Below are 16985 nucleotides of genomic sequence, written 5' to 3'. Positions count from 1 at the left end.
GCTCATTCCTGTTCAATTTCGCGAGAGGTCGATGTGGCCGGCTGGTAGGCGTCCGGTTTGCCGTCCTTGATGCGGCCACGGATCAGCGCCTCCGGATGACGGCCCAGGAAGTCAGTGAGCACGCGCACCGAGCGCGCCGTACGCTGCACTTCATCCAGGGCCTGGCCCAGTTGCTGACGCTGCGGCGAATCTTCGGCGAAGCTGTCGTTGGCGGTGGCCAGGGTTTTGCGGGTCTGTACCAGGGTGTCACGCATTTCCGGCAGCACTTGGCCGTTGACGTTTTCCAGGGTCTTGTTCAGCTGGCCCAGGCTGCCATTGAGGTTGTCGGCGATCTGGTCGATCGGCACCTTGCTCAGCTTGTCGACGAAGGCCTGCAGTTGCTCCTGCAGCTTGTCGAGGCTGCCTGGCACGGTTGGAATGATCATTGGCCGTGCGCTCATGTCGAAGGCCACGGGCTTGGCGTTGGGCACGAAGTTGAGCGAGATGTACAACTGGCCGGTCAGCAGGTTGGCGCTGCGGGCCTGGGCGCGCAGGCCGTGTTTGACGAACTGGCTCATCAGCAGCGCGCCCTTGGCATCATCCTCACCACCCATCTGCGCCAGCAGTTTTTCATGGGCCTTGCCCAGGCGGTTGGGGTAGATCACCGCACCGATCACGGTCGGGAAAGTCTCGGTCTTGGCGTCATAGTCCAGGTCCACCGACACCACCTTGCCCACGTTGACACCCAGGAACTCCACGGCAGCGTTCACCGCCAGGCCACGCAGGGACTGGTCGAAGCGCATCTGCACGTAGCGAGCCTCACCATCAGGCGGCGCCAGGGCGGTTTCCTGGTCGTCGAACAGGGTGAACTCGCCGCCCTCCTCGGCCTGGGTCTTGTCGGCGCTGTAGTTGGGCTCCACGAAGGCAATGCCGCCCGACAGGATCGAGGCCACCGACTGGGTGTTCACCTTCAGGCCGTTGGCGCCCAGGCTGACGTCCACGCCGCTGGCGTTCCAGAAGCGGCTGTCCTTGCGCACGTACTGATCGTTGGGGGCGTTGATGAAGACGTCGACGTCCACGCCCTTGCCGTCATCGGCCAGGTGATAGGACACCACCTGCCCCACCTGGATGCGGCGGTAATAGACGGCCGAACCGATGTCCAGCGAGCCCAGGTCGGCGGTGTGCAGGGTAAAGCGCTTGCCCTTCTGCCCGTAGGTGATGGCGGGTGGGTTTTCCAGGCCGGTGAAGTTTTTCTCGGTCTCTTCGGCGTTGCCAGGGTCGGCGCCAATGAAGGCGCCGGACAGCAAGGTATCGACACCCGACACGCCGCCGGCGCCGATGCGCGGGCGCACAACCCAGAAGCGTGCATCGCGGACGGTGAAGGCCTTGGCCGACTGGTCCAGGTCGATGGTGGCATCGATGTGGCTGCGGTCTTCGCTGAGGGTGATGGCGGTGACCTTGCCGATCACCACGTTCTTGTACTTGACCTGGGTCTTGTTGGCTTCCAGGCCTTCGGCCGTGAGGAAGCTGACCACAATCTGCGGCCCGGCCGACAGGGCCTTGTGCACCACCATCGACAGGCCGATCAGCGCGGCCACGATCGGCACCAGCCAGACCAGCGAGACGTTGAAACGTCGGCGCCGGATCTCGGGGCTCGAAGGCGTGAGGGTGGAACTCGGGTGTTCAGGCATCTTCAACCTCTGCGTCCCAGATAAGCCGGGGATCAAAACTCATGGCGGCGAACATCGTCAGCACCACCACCAAACCAAAAAACAGAATGCCCAGCCGCGGCTCGATAGTGCTCAGCGAATGGAACTGCACCAGGGCTGCCACCAGGGCCACCACCAGTACGTCGAGCATGGACCAGTAACCGATGATCTCGATAAACCGGTAAAGCTTGGAGCGCTCGCGCATGGCCCACTGGCTGCGGCGCTGGCAGGTGATGAGCAAGGTGCCCAGCACCACGAATTTCATGCACGGCACGGCGATGCTGGCGATGAAGATCAGCAGGGCGATGTCCCATGACCCGCCCTCCCAGAACTCCATCACGCCACTCATGATGGTGTTTTCGCTGCCGCTGCCGAACATGTTGGTGTACATCACCGGTAGCAGGTTAGCCGGTATGTAAAAGATCAGGCTGGCAATCAGGAACGCCCAGGTGCGCGCCAGGCTTTCGGGCTTGCGTCGGTGCACCACCGAGTCGCAACGCGGGCAATAGTGGACGCCTTCACTGCAGGCCTGGCCACAGGTATGGCACAGCACCAGCTTGAGCTCGTGGGCATAGGGCGGCAGGCTCACGGGATCACCCCTTCCAGGTCTTGCCACAACCGGCGAATACCCTTGCCCGAGATCAGGATGATCAGCACCGTGAGCATGCCCAGCGCCCACAGGCCAAGCCCCGGGTGCACATCGAGCATGCCGCCCAACTTGACGATGGCCACCAGTATGCCCAGCAGGCACACCTCCAGCATGCTCCAGGGGCGCAGGTGCTCCAGGGCGCGCATGCAGGCCTTGAAGCCAGGGGCGGCGGTGCCGACCACGGCGAAGCTGAGCACCCAGCACAGCAGGATGATCTGCATCATCGGCGCCAGGATGATGGTCAGCCCGGCGACCGCGGCGATCACACTGATACGTCCCTGGGCCAGGGCCTCAACCGACTGCCACAGGGTGGCTTCATTGCTCAGGCCCTGCAGGCTGATGGAGATGACCGGGAAGACGTTGGCGAAGCAGAAGACGATGGCGGCGCAGATCGACAGCGCCAGCAACTGCTGAGTGCTCATGTGCCCGCCCCGGTCCAGCACGGCGCCGCAGCGGGTGCAGCAGGACTTCTCGCCCTTGACCAGCGGTGTGGGCTGGTAGACGGAGTCGCAATGCTCACAGATGATCCAGTCGGGGTTGTTCATGGGTGCTTTGATACGGATAGGAGCGGCATTTTCGTTTGAATGGCAGGGCGGCGTCTAGTTCAGCGTAGGATACATATACAATTGCGCGGGTTCGGGGGTTGGGGGTGGCAGGTGCATGTCCATTGTTTTGGGGTGGCCATGGGCATGTCGATGGTTTAGGGGTGCCCATGTGCATGTCGATGGTTTTGGGGTGCCCATTAGATCGCGCGCCGCCCGCGCGGCGCTTCGCGGACACGGTCCGCTCCTACCGTTTGTTTCGGGCCAATTATGCCAGTGATATCTCCCGGGACCGCATTGGTGGTTCACTGCCGATCTGTGTAGGTGCCAACAGGGCGGTCCCGGGAGATGCCACAGACAAAACTGGCCCGAAACAAACGGTAGGAGCGGACCGTGTCCGCGAAGCGCCGCGCGGGCGGCGCGCGATCGCATGAACACCCGAAAATCATCGACATGCACCTACCTGCCCTCACACAATCCCCCCCGCCAACCTCACCCAGGCAACCTCCGATCCCCCTCCCCCAACCCCCGCTGCATCAACACCGTATCCACCCACCGCCCATGCTTGAACCCCACCGCTTCAAACACCCCCACCCGACGAAACCCCAACCGCTCGTGCAGTCTCAACGAGGCCGTATTGGCACTGTCACCCACCACCGCCACCATCTGCCGCCAGCCGCCTTTTTCGCAGTGTTCGATCACCGCGGCCAACAGCAACGCCCCCAAGCCGCGACCGCCCATGCCTTCCTTGAGGTACACCGAGTCTTCGCAAGTGAAGCGGTAGCCAGGCCTTGGCCGGTACGGGGTGGCGTAGCCGTAGCCCACTACTTCGCCATCGAGTTCGGCCACTTTGTACGGCAACCCTGCGGCGCAGACGGCGACCCACCGCTCCTGCATCTGCGCGACCGTGGGCGGCTCCAGTTCGAAGCTGGCGCTGCCGTGCAGCACGTGTTCGGCGTAAATACGTTGGATGCCCTCCATGTCGCCGGCCATGGCGTCGCGCAACCGCACTTCAGGTGTCATCGGCATCTCCTTGTGAAAGTACATGGCATATTGCCCACCCGCGCGCACTAAATAAAGCTATGATCGGCGCACCTCTGCATAAGAAATACTTTGCCATGGCCGCCCTCAATCTGGTTCACCTGCAAACGTTCTCGCATGTCATCGCCCTGGGCAGTTTTTCGGCCGCTGCGGCGCACCTGGGCTTGACCCAGCCGGCCATCAGCCTGCAGATCCGCCAGTTGGAAGCGCGGTTGCAGGTACGCCTGATCGAGCGCGTGGGCCGACGCCTGACGCCGACGGCCGCTGGCAACACCTTGCTGGAGCACGCCCGGCGCATCGACGCGCTGGTGGAAGAAGCCCTGCAGGACCTGGCCAGCCATGCCGATGGCGTGGCCGGGCGCGTGGCCATCGGCACCGGCGCCACCGCCTGCATTCACTTGCTGCCGCCGATGTTGCAACGGCTGCGCCAGCATTTCCCCGCCCTCGATGTACGGGTTGCCACCGGCCACACCGAGGCGATGCTGCGCGATGTGGAGCACAACCGCCTGGACCTGGCGCTGGTGACCTTGCCCGCCAGCGGCCGCAGCCTGGTGGTGACGCCGTTGCTGGAGGACCCGTTCGTGGCGATTTTCGCCGAGGGCGCCACCCTTCCCCCGAAATTGTCCGCAGAACACTTGGCTGATCTGCCGATGGTGGCGTTCGAATCAGGTAGCGGTACGCGCCTGGTGATTGACGACTGGTTCGCCCAGGCCGGGCTGCGCCTGCGGCCGGTGATGGAGTTGGGCAGTATCGAGGCGATCAAGGAGATGGTCGGCGCGGGGTTGGGGTTCAGCATTGTGCCGGCCATGGCGGTGCAGGCCGTGCATCACCGGCGTGGTTTGCAGATTCAGCCGGTGACGCCGATGCTCAAGCGTACCCTGGGGCTGGTGCTGCGCCAGGACAAGCCGTTGAGCCGGTCGTTGCAGACGGTGCTGGAGGCGATGCGGGCGCTGGCACCTTGAACGTCTGACAGTGCGCGGTGCCCGCATCGCGACCAAGGTCGGCTCCTACACCAAGCGTTGTAGGAGCCGGCCTTGGCCGCGATCGGACCAACCCCGATCACGCGCCAGGCGCGATGCTCAGCGCTGCTTGAGCCGGTCGATGATCACCGCGATCAGCAGGATGGTGCCGCGAATCACGTATTGGTAGAAGGTGTCGATGTTCTTCAGGTTCATCGCGTTTTCGATGATCGCCAAAATCAGCACCCCGGCAATCACGTGGCGGATCATGCCGATGCCGCCGCTCAACGACACGCCACCCAGCACGCAGGCCGAGATAACGGTCAATTCAAAGCCCTGCCCCACCATGGGCTGGCCGGAGGTCATGCGCGAGGCCAGCACCACGCCCGCCAGGGCACCCACCAGACCATGCACGGCGAAGATGATGATCTTGGTGCGGTCCACGTGCACGCCGGCCAGGCGCGCCGCTTCCTGGTTGCCGCCGATGGCCATGGTGTTGCGGCCGTAGGTGGTGTAGTTCAGCAGCCAGCCGAAGAAGATGAAGCAGACGATGGTGATCAGGATCGGCACCGGCACGCCGAACACCTGGCCGTTGCCGAACACGTAGAAGCCTTCGTTCATCACGCCCACGGCCTTGCCGTTGGAGAAGATGTAAGCCAGGCCGCGCACGATCTGCATGGTCGCCAGCGTGGCGATCAGGGCGTTGATGCGCAGCTTGGCAATGACGATGCCGTTGATCAGGCCCACGATCAGGCCCATGCCCAGGGCGGCGGAGACGCCCAGGAACACGCTGTTGGTGTCACGCATCACCACGGCGGCGATGACGCCTGCGCAGGCGATGACCGAGCCGACCGACAGGTCGAAATGCCCCGACGCCAGGCAGTAGAGCATGGTACAGGCGGCGATGCCGGTGGTGGAAATCGCCAGGCCGAGGCCACGCATGTTCATGGGCGACATGAAGTTGTCGATCACCAGGGTACAGAGCAGAAAGATGCCCAGGGCGGCCAGCAGCATCGCCCACTCATCGAGGAAACGGCGCATGTTGAGTCCTTGCCGTGGAGCCTGCAGGGTGGTGGGAGTGGTCATAAGCACCTCGTTTATTATTGTTCAGCCACGGGTGCGTGGCAGGGCCAGTTGCAGCAGACGGGATTCGTCGGCCTGTTCACGGTTCAGCTCGCCGGTCAGCGCGCCCTCGCTCATCACCAGGATGCGGTCGCTGATGCCCATAACTTCCATCAGGTCGCTGGACACCACGATTACCGCGATGCCTTTGGCCGCCAGGTTGTGGATGATCTGGTAGATCTCCGACTTGGCGCCGATGTCGATGCCGCGGGTGGGCTCGTCCAGCAGCAGCACTTTCATGGGCATCGACAGCCAGCGGCCGAGAATGGCCTTCTGCTGGTTGCCGCCGGACAGGAACATGATCTGCTGGCTGGGGCTGGGCGTTTTGACGTTCATGGCGCTGATTTGCTGGCGGGCGTTGTCACGCTCCCAGCGACCTTGCAGCAGGCAGCCCAGGTGGGCGTGGCGGCTGCGGGCGCCGATGTTGATGTTTTCGGCGACACTGGACAGCGGCACGATGCCCTCTTTCTTGCGGTCTTCGGGGCACAGCAGGATGCCGGCGTCGATGGCCTGGCGCGGGTTTTTCAGGTGCAGCGCGCGGCCTTCCAGTTCGATGTCGCCGGCGCTGTGGCGCGCCAGGCCCGAGAGCAGGCGCAGCAGTTCGGTACGCCCGGCGCCCACCAGGCCGAAGAAACCCAGCACTTCGCCTTTCTGCACGCTGAAGCTGACCGGTTCCTGCAGGCCGGGGCCCAGCAGGTTGTTTACCTGCAAGGCCACGCCGTGCTGCTGGCGGGGGCGGTAGTCGTAGATGTCCTGGATGTCGCGACCGACCATGCAGGTGACCAGTTGATCGTGGGTCAGTTGCGCCATGTCGTCGAAGGTGCGGACGAAGCGACCGTCCTTGAACACGGTGACGGCGTCGCAGATGCGGAAGATTTCTTCCATGCGGTGCGACACATAGAGGATCACCCGGCCCTCGTCGCGCAGCCGGCCGATGATGGTCATAAGGCGGTCGATCTCGCGGGCCGAGAGGCTGCTGGTGGGCTCGTCGAACGCAATGACGTGGGCGTTGCGCGACATGGCCTTGGCGATTTCCACCAACTGGCGCTGGCCCAGGGACAACTCGCCCAGGCGGGTGCTGGGGTCGATCTCGTCGGCCAGGCCCTTGAGCAGCTCACGGGCGCGGCGCAGCATGGCGCCGCGGTTGACCAGGCCGAAGCGCGCGGGCATGTGGCCCAGCAGCAGGTTTTCGGCGACGCTCATTTCCGGTACCAGGTGCAGCTCCTGGTGAATCACCGCCACGCCGTGGCCGATGCTGTCGGCGGCGGACTTGAACGCCATGGGCTGATCGCCGATCAGCACCTGGCCGGCGCTGGGCTGGTAGGCGCCACCGAGAATCTTGAGCAGGGTCGACTTGCCCGCGCCGTTCTCACCCATCAGCGCCAGCACCTGGCCCGGGTGGGCGGTGAAGCTGATGTCGGACAGCGCGCGCACGCCGGGGAAGTTCTTGCCGATGGCGTCGAAGCGCAGGCTGCCGTTGGCGGTGTGTGGTTGTGTTGCCGTGGATGCTTGCATAAAGAGCACTCTTCACCGTGACGATGTAGCCGCTGCCGAAGGCTGCGCTGGCCGGCGTGGACAGCGGAGATTTTCAGCGAGGCATAGGGCCAGCGCAGCCTGGCGGCAGCGGCTACGGGTTACCCGTGGTTATTTCCAGAGACCGATCTTGGTCAGCACGTCCTGGAAGTTGGCGCGGGTGATCAGGGTCACGTCGTCCATGGCCGTGTACTTGGCCGGCTCTTTGCCGGTGGTCACCCACTCGAACACCTGCGAGGCGGTGTTGTAGCCTTCCTTGTCGGGGCTGGGCAGCATTGAGCCGAAGAAGCCGCTTTTCGGTTTCTTCAGTTCGTCGATGGCGTCGGTGCCGTTGATGCCGATGCCGATCACGTGTTCAGGCTCGAAGCCGTTGGACGCCGTGGCCCGTACCCCACCCAGCACGGTGTTGTCGTTCATGCCGCCGATGATCAGGTTTTTCGCGCTCTGCGGCAGCTTGGGCAACGCGGAGTTGACCGCGTCCATGCCGCCGGGCACGTCGAGGGTTTTCTGCGGCGCGGTCAGGATGTGGTCAGCGGGCAGGCCGGCCTTTTTCAGCGCGTCGATCGAACCGTCGGTGCGCTTCTTGCCGGTGTCCAGCTCGTTGTAGGTGTTGATGATGGCGTAGGTTTCTTTCCAGTCCCAGTTGCGCTTCTTGGCCTCGTCGGCCATGGCGGCGCCCTGTTTCTGGCCCACTTCGAAGGCGGCCATGCCCAGATACGGCACGTCCTCCATGAACTTGCCGCTGGCATCGACGAAGCGGTCGTCCACGGCCATCACCTTGAGGTCGTTGGCCTTGGCCTTGGCGACGATGGCCGGGCCCAGGGACACGTCCGGCGGGCAGATGACGAAGCCCTTGGCGCCGTTGGCGGCCAGGCTGTCGATGGCCGACAGGGTTTTCTCACCGTCTGGCACGGCGATTTTGATCAACTCAAAGCCCTTGTCCTTGGCGGCTTTCTCGGCGAAGGCCCATTCGGTCTGGAACCAGGGCTCTTCCGCCTGCTTGACCAGGAAGCCGATCTTGACCGGATCGGCAGCATAGGCGGTGGAACCCAGGCCGAGGATGGCGGTGGATACGGCGGCACAGCACAGGGAACGAATCCCATGACGACTCAACATAGCTAACTCCTTGTTCTTATTTGATATAGCTACAGCGCCCAACGGTTTCACGTGGCGCCCTATCTGGGGCGATGTACAGTCTTAGCAGGTAATTCGATGGATCAATGTAACGTAGTGTCACCCGCCGAAACGCTGGCAGGGCTGGCCACGGATGCCGACGTCGGCCCACAGCACCGCGCCGTCGAGGGCGTTGGTGCTGCCGGCCTGGCGTGAACTGGTGACGTACAGCCGGGTCAGGTCGGGGCCGCCGAACACGCAACTGGTGGGGTGTTCCACCGGTAATTCGACCACACGGTCCAAACTGCCGTCAGGGGCGAAACGCAACAGGCAGTGGCCGCCCCAGCGGGCGTTCCACACGTAGCCTTCGGCGTCCATGGCCGAGCCGTCGGGCGCGCCGCGCGGGTGCTCAGCCGCCCATACCTGGCGTTGGCCGGGCAGGCCCTGGTGGTCGAGGGGGTAGCGATAGATCACGCCGTCGAGGGTGTCGGCGCTGAGCAATGATTGACCGTCATCGGTCCACAGCAGGGTGTTGACGATGCCCTGCCCTTCCAGCAGCGCGTCGACACGGCCCTGGTGATCAATGCGGAACAGGCCGCCGCTGCGGCGTTCCAGCGGCAGGTCGCCGCCTTCGGCATCAAGATTGTTCTGCATGCTGCCCAGCCACAGGTGCCCGTGGGGGTCGCAACGCGCCTCGTTGGCGCGGTTGCCGGGCACGGGGTCGGCCTGGCACCACAGGCTTACCTGCGGGGCATGGTCGGGGGAATCCAGGGCCAGGCGGTGCACGCCGGTGGCCAGGGTTACCAGGGCGTCACCCGCCCGGGTGGGGATGAACGCCGACACCGGCTGGTTCAACTGCCAGTGCCGCGTCTCGCCGGCCTGCAACCGGCACGCCTTGAAACCGGCGATATCCACCCAGTACAAGGCCTGGGTGGCGGCGTCCCAGAACGCCCCTTCGGCGAGCCGGTAACGCGTGGGTGAAAGTGCCTGCCAATTCATGTCACGCCCTTCTGTTTTTATTGTTGTCGCTGGTCGCCGTGGCTACCGATGGCCACAGCACCACTAAATAGTATTACCATTTATTTTTCAAGTGCTGTTTTTTCGACTATATAAGCTTGCCGCACCGAAAAAGAAGGTAAATAGTCTGACCAATAGATAGGAAATTTCCGAAAGCATCCGCCAAAACAACAAGAAGGAAGGCTTACCATGCAACCACGTCTTACCCTCGCCAGCCTGGGACTCTCGATCATGATGGCCAGCATCACTGCCCACGCCGCCGGCCTGAGCGCCGAACGCGGCAGCTTCGGCACCCTGCCCGATGGCACCGCCATCGAGAAGTACACCCTCAAGAACAGCCACGGCGTGCAAGCCACCATCATCACCTACGGCGGCATCCTGCAGTCGCTGCTGATACCCGACAAACACGGCAAGACCGCCGATGTGGTGCTGGGCTTCGATGACCTGCACGGCTACCAGTCCAACCCCACGGTGTACTTCGGCGCCACCATTGGCCGCTACGGCAACCGCCTGGCGGACGGCAAGTTCAGCCTGGATGGCAAGCCCTTCCAGATTCCGACCAACGATGGGCCGAATTCGCTGCACGGCGGTACCCAGGGCTTCGACAAGCACGTGTGGAAGGCCGAGCCCAGCAAGGCCAAGGACAGCGTCGGCGTGACCCTGACTTACGTGTCAGCCGACGGCGAGATGGGCTTCCCCGGCACCCTCAACACCCAGGTCACCTATAGCCTGAACGAGCGCAACGAGCTGCGAATCGAGTACCGCGCCACCACCGACAAGCCAACGGTACTGAACCTGACCAACCACAGCTACTTCAACCTGGCCGGCGCCGGCAATGGCGATATTCTCAAGCAGGTGGCCACGGTATACGGCTCACACTACACGCCGGTGACCGCCAAGCTGATCCCTACTGGCGAGCTGGCGCCGGTGGCGGGTACACCGATGGACTTCCTCAAGCCCACTGCGTTTGGTGCGCATATCAAGGAAGATCATCCGCAGCTCAAGTTTGCCGAGCCCAAGCAAGGCGGCTTTGACTTCAACTGGGTGCTGGACACCCATGGCGACGTAAAGCGTTTGGCTACCGAGGTGAGCGACCCTGATTCGGGGCGTGTACTGCAGCTGTATACCACCGAGCCTGGGGTGCAGTTGTACACCGCCAACTTCCTGGATGGCAGCATTCATGGCAAGGGCGGTACGGTGTATCCGCACTGGGGGGCGTTCACGCTGGAGACGCAGCATTATCCGGATTCGCCGAATCAGCCGAAATTCCCGAGCACGCGGCTGGACCCGGGGAAGGCGTATACGCAGACGACGATTTTCAGGTTTAGCGCGAAGTGACAGACCGCAGCGCCTGCATCGCGCCCAAGGGCGGCTCCTACGCCAATGGTGTAGGAGCCGCCCTTGGGCGCGATGGGCGCGACGCGGTTAGACGGGGGAATGCTTGGGATGCAGCGGCGCTGCCGCCACCGGGTCGGCCTTGGTGGCCGGCGTCGGGTTGGCGTACTCAGGTTTCAAGTGACCGTTCTGGTCCAGCAACCAGGCATCCATGATCTGCCGCACCACGGGGCCGGCGACGCGACCACCGGCCTCGCCGTTTTCGATCATCACCGACACCACGATCTTCGGATGCTCGGCCGGTGCAAAGCCGACGAACAAGGCGTTGTCGCGGTTGCGTTCCAGGGTCTTGAGGCGGTTGTAACGCTCACCCTGCTTGATCGCCACCACCTGCGCGGTACCACTCTTGCCGGCAATGCGGTACTGCGCGCCCTGGGCTGCGGCCCGGGCGATACCGCGCGGGTCGTGCATCACCATCTGCATGCCGTGGTTCACCTGTTCCCAGTACTGCGGGTTGCGCAGCACGATGTTGGGCATCGGGTTCTCGTCCACAGGGGCCACGCCGCCGACGGTTTCGGCCAGGTGCGGCCGGCGCCACACGCCCTTGGCGGCGATCAGGCTGGTGGCCTGGGCCAGTTGCAGCGGGGTGACCTGCATGTAGCCCTGGCCGATCCCCAGGATCAGCGTCTCGCCCGGGAACCAGGCCTGGCGGCGGGTAGCCCGTTTCCACGCCGGTGACGGCATCAGGCCAGGCGCTTCTTCGTACATGTCCATGGACACTTTCTGGCCCAGGCCGAAGCGGGTCATGTAGTCATGCAGGCGGTCGACGCCCAGCTTGTGCGCCAGGTCGTAGAAGTAGGTGTCGTTGGAGCGCATGATGGCCGCGTCCATGTCCACCCAGCCGTCACCGCTGTGGTTCCAGTTGCGGTACTTGTGGTCGTAGTTGGGCAGTTCATAGTAACCGGGGTCGAACACCCGCGACTGAGCGGTGGTGGCGCCACTGTCGAGGCCGGCGATGGCCACTTCCGGTTTGATGGTGGAACCCGGTGCGTACAGGCCGCGCAGGGCACGGTTGAACAGCGGCCGGTCGATGGAGTCACGCAGGCTGGCGTACTGCTTGAAGCTGATGCCGGTCACGAACAGGTTGGGGTCGAAGGCCGGCTTGCTGACCATGGCCAGCACCTCGCCGGTGTCCGGGTCGATGCACACCACCGAGCCGCGACGGTCGCCCAGGGCGTCCTCGGCGGCTTGCTGCAAGTGGGCGTCCAGGCTCAGCACAATGTTTTTGCCCGGGATCGGGTCGGTGTGCCTGAGCACCCGCATTACCCGGCCCTGGGCGTTGGTCTCCACTTCCTCGTAGCCCACGTGGCCGTGCAGCTCGGCTTCGTAGAAGCGCTCGATGCCGGTCTTGCCGACCGACTGGGTACCGCGGTACTCGGTCTGGTCCAGGGTCTTGGATTCTTTTTCGTTGATGCGGCCCACGTAGCCGACCGAGTGGGCGAAATGCGCGCCCAGCGGGTACTCGCGCACGAACTGCGCTTCCACGTCGATGCCGGGCAACAGGTACTGGTTGACGGCGATCTTGGCGATCTGGTCTTCGGTGAGCTCGTACATCAGCGTCACGGGTTCGAAGGGGTGGCGTACGCGCTTGAGTTCCTTGTCGAACTGTTTGCGGTCGTCCTCGGTCAGACTGAGCACCTGCACCACTTCGTCCAGCACGTGCTTGTAGTCCCCTGCCCGCTCGCGGGTCAGGGTCATGTTGAAGCTGGGGCGGTTGGTGGCCAGCACTACGCCGTTGCGGTCGTAGATCACGCCGCGTTCCGGCGGGATGGGCAGCACGTGAACGCGGTTGTTCTCGGAAATGGTGGAGTGATAGGCGAATTCGATGACCTGCAGGAAGTACAGGCGGCCGACCAGGGCAAAGCTCAGCGCCAGTACGAACACCGCGCAGGCCACCAGCCGGCGGTTGACCAGGCGTTTCTCTTTTTCGTGGTCTTTCAGGGGAATGGGTTGTGGCATTAAACCGCTCTAACGACAAAAAAATGAAAAAACAGCAGTCCCCGAACACCTCGACACGCCTGCCAGATTAGGGCAAACGCCGGTTTCAGGGGGTGAAACGCCCTCCGGGCGCGTAGGAAAGAGAGACAAATACCGTAGGTAATGAGCACGGCGGGCGTGATGGTAACGAATGCACCCGCCACGCCTCAAGGCTGACGTCCGACGGGCCGACGTAGCGCTTGCCGATGACGTGATTATGCCCTTTTCAGTGGATCCACTGAAGCCGTATCAATTGACAAAACATGAAACACTGACCATTAATGGATCCATACAAAAACAATAAACCTGATGTGGAGAACGTTCATGTACCCGAAAAATACCTGGTATGTCGCCTGCACCCCCGACGAAATCGCTGAAGGCCCGCTGGGCCGGCAGATCTGTGGTGAGTCCATGGTGTTCTACCGTGACGGCGCAGGCAAAGTGGTGGCCCTGGATGACTTCTGCCCACACCGCGGCGCCCCGCTGTCGCTGGGCCGTGTGGTGGATGGGCAGTTGGTGTGTGGCTACCACGGCCTGGTGATGGATTGTCAGGGCAAGGTCCAGTCCATGCCCGGGCAGCGGGTGGCCAGCTTCCCGCTGACGCGTACCTTTGCGGCCGTGCAGCGCCATGGATTCATTTGGGTGTGGCCGGGCGATCAGGCCCAGGCCGATCCCGCCTTGATCCCGCACCTGGAATGGGCCGAGAACCCCGAATGGGCCTACGGCGGCGGCCTGTATGAAATCGCCTGCGACTACCGCCTGATGATCGATAACCTCATGGACCTGACCCACGAGACCTACGTGCACGCCAGCAGCATCGGCCAGAAGGAAATCGACGAGGCGCTGCCCGTGACCACGGTCAATGGCGACGAGGTGGTGACCGCGCGGCATATGCACAACATCATGGCCCCACCCTTCTGGCGCATGGCCCTGCGCGGCAACGGCCTGGCCGATGACGTACTGGTGGACCGCTGGCAGATCTGCCGTTTCACCCCGCCCAGCCACGTGCTGATCGAAGTGGGCGTGGCCCATGCCGGGCAAGGTGGCTACGACGCCCCGGACAGCTGCAAGGCGTCGAGCATCGTGGTGGACTTCATTACCCCGCGTACCGAGACTTCGATCTGGTATTTCTGGGGCATGGCGCGGCGCTTCCGGCCGGACGATCAAGCGTTGACGAATACCATTCGCGAAGGCCAGGGGAAGATTTTCAGTGAGGACCTGGAGATGCTCGAGCGTCAGCAGCGTAACTTGAGTGCCCACCCTGAGCGTACGTTGCTCAAATTAAAGATTGATGTGGGCGGCGTGCGGGCGCGGCAGGTGATTGATCGGTGGATGGCGGCGGAGAGCAATCTGATTGCGACCAGTGCTGCCACGGCTTGATCCCCCCTGGATCGCGTCGTCTGCATCGCGGCCAAGGCCGGCTCCTACCCCGTACGGCGTAGGAGCCGGCCTTGGCCGCGATGCAGACGACGCGGTTTCAAGTCATTGCGCACGCAGCACTTTCATCCGCTCGCTGGCAGCTTCGAACACCTGGGCGTAGCGCAATGCTCGCGCCCTGGTGGCTGGCCAGGGCGCCGACAATGGAGTGATATCCGTAGCCGCTGCCGCAGGCCGCGCTGGCCCTGTGCCTCGCTGCAGATCTACAGCGTAAATGAGGGCCAGCGCAGCCTCCGGCAGCGGCTACGTTGCGGTGTAGGCGCGCAGCACTTTCATATGCTCGCTGGCAGCTTCGAACACCTGGGCGTAGCGCAATGCTCGCGCCCTGGCGGCTGGCCAGGGCGCCGACAATCGAGTGATATCCGTAGCCGCTGCCGCAGGCTGCGCTGGCCCTGTGCCTCGCTGCAGATCTACAGCGTAAATGAGGGCCAGCGCAGCCTCCGGCAGCGGCTACGGTGCGGTGTAGGCGCGCAGCACTTTCATTTGCTCGCTGGCAGCTTCGAACACCTGGGCGTAGCACAATGCTCGCGCCCTGGCGGCTGGCCAGGGCGCCGACAATCGAGTGATATCCGTAGCCGCTGCCGCAGGCTGCGCTGGCCCTGTGCCTCGCTGCAGATCTACAGCGTAAATGAGGGCCAGCGCAGCCTCCGGCAGCGGCTACGTTGCGGTTTAGGCGCGCAGCACTTTCATCCGCTCGCTGGCGGCTTCGAATACCTGGGCGTAGCGCAATGTGGCGTTGGCATGCTCGCGCATCAGCGCCTCGGCGCGCGCGCCCTGGCGGCTGGCCAGGGCGTCGACAATGGAGTGATGCTGCATGTGGGCGTAGTTGAAGCGCCGGTATTCGGACTTCAGGTCCTGGCAGTCCACGGCCAGCGCCGTCACCGACGCGAACGGCAGATGGTCGTTGCGCGCCAGTGCCTCGGCGATGGCCGGGTTGCCGCTGGCCTGCACGATGATCTGGTGAAAACGCATGTTGAGGTCATGGTACAGCTGCAGGTCGTCTTCGCTGACATGGCCCTTGTCGAACAACTCGTCACCCTCGACCAGGCACACCCGCAAGCCTTCAAGCTGTTCAGCCGACAGCCCCTGCTCCGCCGCTTGCCTGGCCGCCAGGCCTTCCAGCACGCCACGCACCTCGACCGCACCGGCAATGTCCTGGGCACTGACGCTGCGCACCTGATAGCCGCGGGCGCCATGCTGAACCAACAGGCCCTCCTGCTCCAGGGTGCGGAAGGCAATGCGGACCGGAGTGCGCGACACCCCCAGCGCTTCGGCCACCGAGGTTTCGAACACGCGCTCGCCTGCGGCGAGCTCCCCCGCCGCAATCATCTTGCGCACTGCAACCAGTACCCTTTGTCCGGGTTTACTCATGAACAGCCTTCCACCATTGGATCCTGCCCATGATAAACCAGATCAGAGCGGATCCTGCGGCAACTTCACCTGCGGTTTGGTGGCGGCGAAAATCGACCAGCTGGACATGAACAACGCGGCAATCAAGGGCCCGATCACGAAGCCGTTGAGGCCGAACACCGACAGCCCGCCCAAGGTCGACACCAGGATTAGGTAGTCGGGCATGCGCGTGTCCTTGCCCACCACGATAGGGCGCAACACGTTGTCGACCATGCCGATCACCAGCAGCCCGTAACCAGTCAGCAGTGCGCCCTGCCAGACCTGGCCATTGATGAGAAAGAACACCGCCACCGGCGCCCATACCACGCCCGCCCCCACAGCCGGCAGCAGTGACATGAAGGCCATGACCACGGCCCACAGTAGCGCGCTGGGGATGTCCAGGAACCAGAATATCGCGCCGCCCAATGCACCCTGCACCACCGCCATCAGCAGGTTGCCCTTGACCGTGGCGCGCACCACGCGATTGAACTTGAGTTGCAGGCGGCGCTTCTGGTGTTCGGCCAACGGCACGGCGCTGCGTACGCGGCGCACCAGATCCGGACCGTCGCGCAGGAAGAAAAACAGCAGGTACAGCATGATGCCGATGCTGATGATGAAGTCGAAGGTGCCCTGGCCGAAGTTGAACGCCTGGCTGGCCAGGTCCTGGCTACCCTGCATGGCCCACTTGGTAATCTTGTCCCTCAGCCCGTCCAGGTTGCCCATGCCCATGCGATCGGCCAGGTGTTGCAGGGACGCTGGCAGCGCATGTTTGAACTGGGTGATGTAGCCGGCGATGTCCAGTTGCCCGCTCTCGATGTTCTTGTACAGCGCCGCCCCTTCCTGAACCAGCAAACCGCTGACCACGATGACGGGGAGGATGGCGATGACCAGGCAGATCATCAGCGTGGCCAGTGCTCCCCAGTTGCGCCGGCGGTTGAATTTGAGGGTAAGGCGGCGCTGCAACGGCGCGAAGACGATCCCGAGGATGATCGCCCAGAATATCGCGCCATAGAACGGCAGCATGATCCAGATGAAGGCAAGGGTCACCAGGACCAGCAGCACCATCAGTGCCTTGTGTTGCAACAGGGTTTCATTCATGGGCGGTCCTTGTCATTCAATGCGT

General features: G+C 63.5%; 14 protein-coding genes. 3 read left to right on the top strand and 11 right to left on the bottom strand.

Annotated features, from left to right (window positions below):
- Positions 1 to 2 precede the first annotated feature (2 nt).
- The 4 genes from ACZ9GA_RS07640 to ACZ9GA_RS07625 form a co-directional block, all read right to left on the bottom strand.
- The gene (locus tag ACZ9GA_RS07640; RefSeq protein WP_457363267.1) at positions 3 to 1670 is read right to left on the bottom strand and encodes a PqiB family protein; all 1668 of its coding nucleotides are present in this window, start codon (positions 1668 to 1670) and stop codon (positions 3 to 5) included.
- Positions 1663 to 2277, bottom strand: a complete 615-nt coding sequence (locus tag ACZ9GA_RS07635) for a paraquat-inducible protein A (protein WP_457363268.1) — start codon at positions 2275 to 2277, stop codon at positions 1663 to 1665. Before ACZ9GA_RS07635 ends, ACZ9GA_RS07640 begins: the two co-directional genes overlap by 8 nt.
- Positions 2274 to 2882, bottom strand: a complete 609-nt coding sequence (locus tag ACZ9GA_RS07630; RefSeq protein WP_457363269.1) for a paraquat-inducible protein A — start codon at positions 2880 to 2882, stop codon at positions 2274 to 2276. Before ACZ9GA_RS07630 ends, ACZ9GA_RS07635 begins: the two co-directional genes overlap by 4 nt.
- Positions 2883 to 3371: 489 nt before the next feature.
- Positions 3372 to 3902, bottom strand: coding sequence for a GNAT family N-acetyltransferase (locus tag ACZ9GA_RS07625; RefSeq protein WP_457363270.1), 531 nt, complete (start codon positions 3900 to 3902; stop codon positions 3372 to 3374).
- A gap of 95 nt (positions 3903 to 3997) precedes the next feature.
- Here ACZ9GA_RS07625 and ACZ9GA_RS07620 point away from each other — a divergent pair, with 95 nt between their 5' ends.
- On the top strand, positions 3998 to 4882 hold the full coding sequence (locus ACZ9GA_RS07620; protein ID WP_457363271.1) for a LysR family transcriptional regulator: 885 nt from the start codon (positions 3998 to 4000) through the stop codon (positions 4880 to 4882).
- Positions 4883 to 4999: 117 nt separating this feature from the next.
- On the opposite strand, the gene araH is transcribed toward ACZ9GA_RS07620, so the two are convergent.
- From araH to ACZ9GA_RS07600, 4 genes are all read right to left on the bottom strand, one after another.
- A complete protein-coding gene (gene araH, locus ACZ9GA_RS07615; RefSeq protein WP_027981397.1) occupies positions 5000 to 5965 on the bottom strand; it encodes an L-arabinose ABC transporter permease AraH in 966 nt (321 codons plus the stop codon).
- Between the two features lie 21 nt (positions 5966 to 5986).
- Positions 5987 to 7516, bottom strand: coding sequence for an L-arabinose ABC transporter ATP-binding protein AraG (gene araG, locus ACZ9GA_RS07610; RefSeq protein WP_457363272.1), 1530 nt, complete (start codon positions 7514 to 7516; stop codon positions 5987 to 5989).
- Between the two features lie 129 nt (positions 7517 to 7645).
- Positions 7646 to 8650, bottom strand: coding sequence for a substrate-binding domain-containing protein (locus ACZ9GA_RS07605; protein ID WP_457363273.1), 1005 nt, complete (start codon positions 8648 to 8650; stop codon positions 7646 to 7648).
- Between the two features lie 117 nt (positions 8651 to 8767).
- Positions 8768 to 9646, bottom strand: coding sequence for an SMP-30/gluconolactonase/LRE family protein (locus tag ACZ9GA_RS07600; protein WP_457363274.1), 879 nt, complete (start codon positions 9644 to 9646; stop codon positions 8768 to 8770).
- A gap of 207 nt (positions 9647 to 9853) precedes the next feature.
- On the opposite strand from ACZ9GA_RS07600, the gene ACZ9GA_RS07595 reads away from it, so the two are divergent.
- Complete coding sequence (locus tag ACZ9GA_RS07595) at positions 9854 to 11002, top strand: aldose epimerase family protein (protein WP_457363275.1); 1149 nt, start codon at positions 9854 to 9856, stop codon at positions 11000 to 11002.
- A gap of 87 nt (positions 11003 to 11089) precedes the next feature.
- Here ACZ9GA_RS07595 and mrdA read toward each other — a convergent pair whose 3' ends face one another.
- On the bottom strand, positions 11090 to 13018 hold the full coding sequence (gene mrdA / locus ACZ9GA_RS07590) for a penicillin-binding protein 2 (protein ID WP_457363276.1): 1929 nt from the start codon (positions 13016 to 13018) through the stop codon (positions 11090 to 11092).
- A 342-nt stretch (positions 13019 to 13360) separates the two neighbouring features.
- Here mrdA and ACZ9GA_RS07585 point away from each other — a divergent pair, with 342 nt between their 5' ends.
- The gene (locus ACZ9GA_RS07585) at positions 13361 to 14416 is read left to right on the top strand and encodes a Rieske 2Fe-2S domain-containing protein (RefSeq protein ID WP_457363277.1); all 1056 of its coding nucleotides are present in this window, start codon (positions 13361 to 13363) and stop codon (positions 14414 to 14416) included.
- Between the two features lie 726 nt (positions 14417 to 15142).
- Here the strand turns inward: ACZ9GA_RS07585 and ACZ9GA_RS07580 are convergent.
- Both ACZ9GA_RS07580 and ACZ9GA_RS07575 read right to left on the bottom strand, forming a co-directional pair.
- Positions 15143 to 15844 (bottom strand): GntR family transcriptional regulator, encoded by a 702-nt coding sequence (locus tag ACZ9GA_RS07580; RefSeq protein ID WP_457363278.1) that lies wholly within the window; start codon positions 15842 to 15844, stop codon positions 15143 to 15145.
- A 42-nt stretch (positions 15845 to 15886) separates the two neighbouring features.
- Entirely contained in the window at positions 15887 to 16960 is a 1074-nt protein-coding gene (locus tag ACZ9GA_RS07575; protein WP_457363279.1) for an AI-2E family transporter, read from the bottom strand.
- Positions 16961 to 16985: the final 25 nt, after the last annotated feature.

Source organism: Pseudomonas sp. TE3644, assembly GCF_056278815.1.
The sequence above is the reverse complement of the archived record's forward strand: the minus strand, read 5'-3'. Positions and strand labels throughout refer to the sequence as shown.

What these genes read in the sequence shown, in the direction of transcription:
- ACZ9GA_RS07640 (WP_457363267.1), bottom strand. Translation starts at nt 1,670, where the DNA reads ATGCCTGAACACCCGAGTTCCACCCTCACGCCTTCGAGCCCCGAGATC.
- ACZ9GA_RS07580 (WP_457363278.1), bottom strand. Translation starts at nt 15,844, where the DNA reads ATGAGTAAACCCGGACAAAGGGTACTGGTTGCAGTGCGCAAGATGATT.
- ACZ9GA_RS07605 (WP_457363273.1), bottom strand. Translation starts at nt 8,650, where the DNA reads ATGTTGAGTCGTCATGGGATTCGTTCCCTGTGCTGTGCCGCCGTATCC.
- ACZ9GA_RS07620 (WP_457363271.1), top strand. Translation starts at nt 3,998, where the DNA reads ATGGCCGCCCTCAATCTGGTTCACCTGCAAACGTTCTCGCATGTCATC.
- ACZ9GA_RS07595 (WP_457363275.1), top strand. Translation starts at nt 9,854, where the DNA reads ATGCAACCACGTCTTACCCTCGCCAGCCTGGGACTCTCGATCATGATG.
- ACZ9GA_RS07630 (WP_457363269.1), bottom strand. Translation starts at nt 2,882, where the DNA reads ATGAACAACCCCGACTGGATCATCTGTGAGCATTGCGACTCCGTCTAC.
- ACZ9GA_RS07575 (WP_457363279.1), bottom strand. Translation starts at nt 16,960, where the DNA reads ATGAATGAAACCCTGTTGCAACACAAGGCACTGATGGTGCTGCTGGTC.
- araH (WP_027981397.1), bottom strand. Translation starts at nt 5,965, where the DNA reads ATGACCACTCCCACCACCCTGCAGGCTCCACGGCAAGGACTCAACATG.
- ACZ9GA_RS07585 (WP_457363277.1), top strand. Translation starts at nt 13,361, where the DNA reads ATGTACCCGAAAAATACCTGGTATGTCGCCTGCACCCCCGACGAAATC.
- ACZ9GA_RS07625 (WP_457363270.1), bottom strand. Translation starts at nt 3,902, where the DNA reads ATGACACCTGAAGTGCGGTTGCGCGACGCCATGGCCGGCGACATGGAG.
- araG (WP_457363272.1), bottom strand. Translation starts at nt 7,516, where the DNA reads ATGCAAGCATCCACGGCAACACAACCACACACCGCCAACGGCAGCCTG.
- ACZ9GA_RS07600 (WP_457363274.1), bottom strand. Translation starts at nt 9,646, where the DNA reads ATGAATTGGCAGGCACTTTCACCCACGCGTTACCGGCTCGCCGAAGGG.
- mrdA (WP_457363276.1), bottom strand. Translation starts at nt 13,018, where the DNA reads ATGCCACAACCCATTCCCCTGAAAGACCACGAAAAAGAGAAACGCCTG.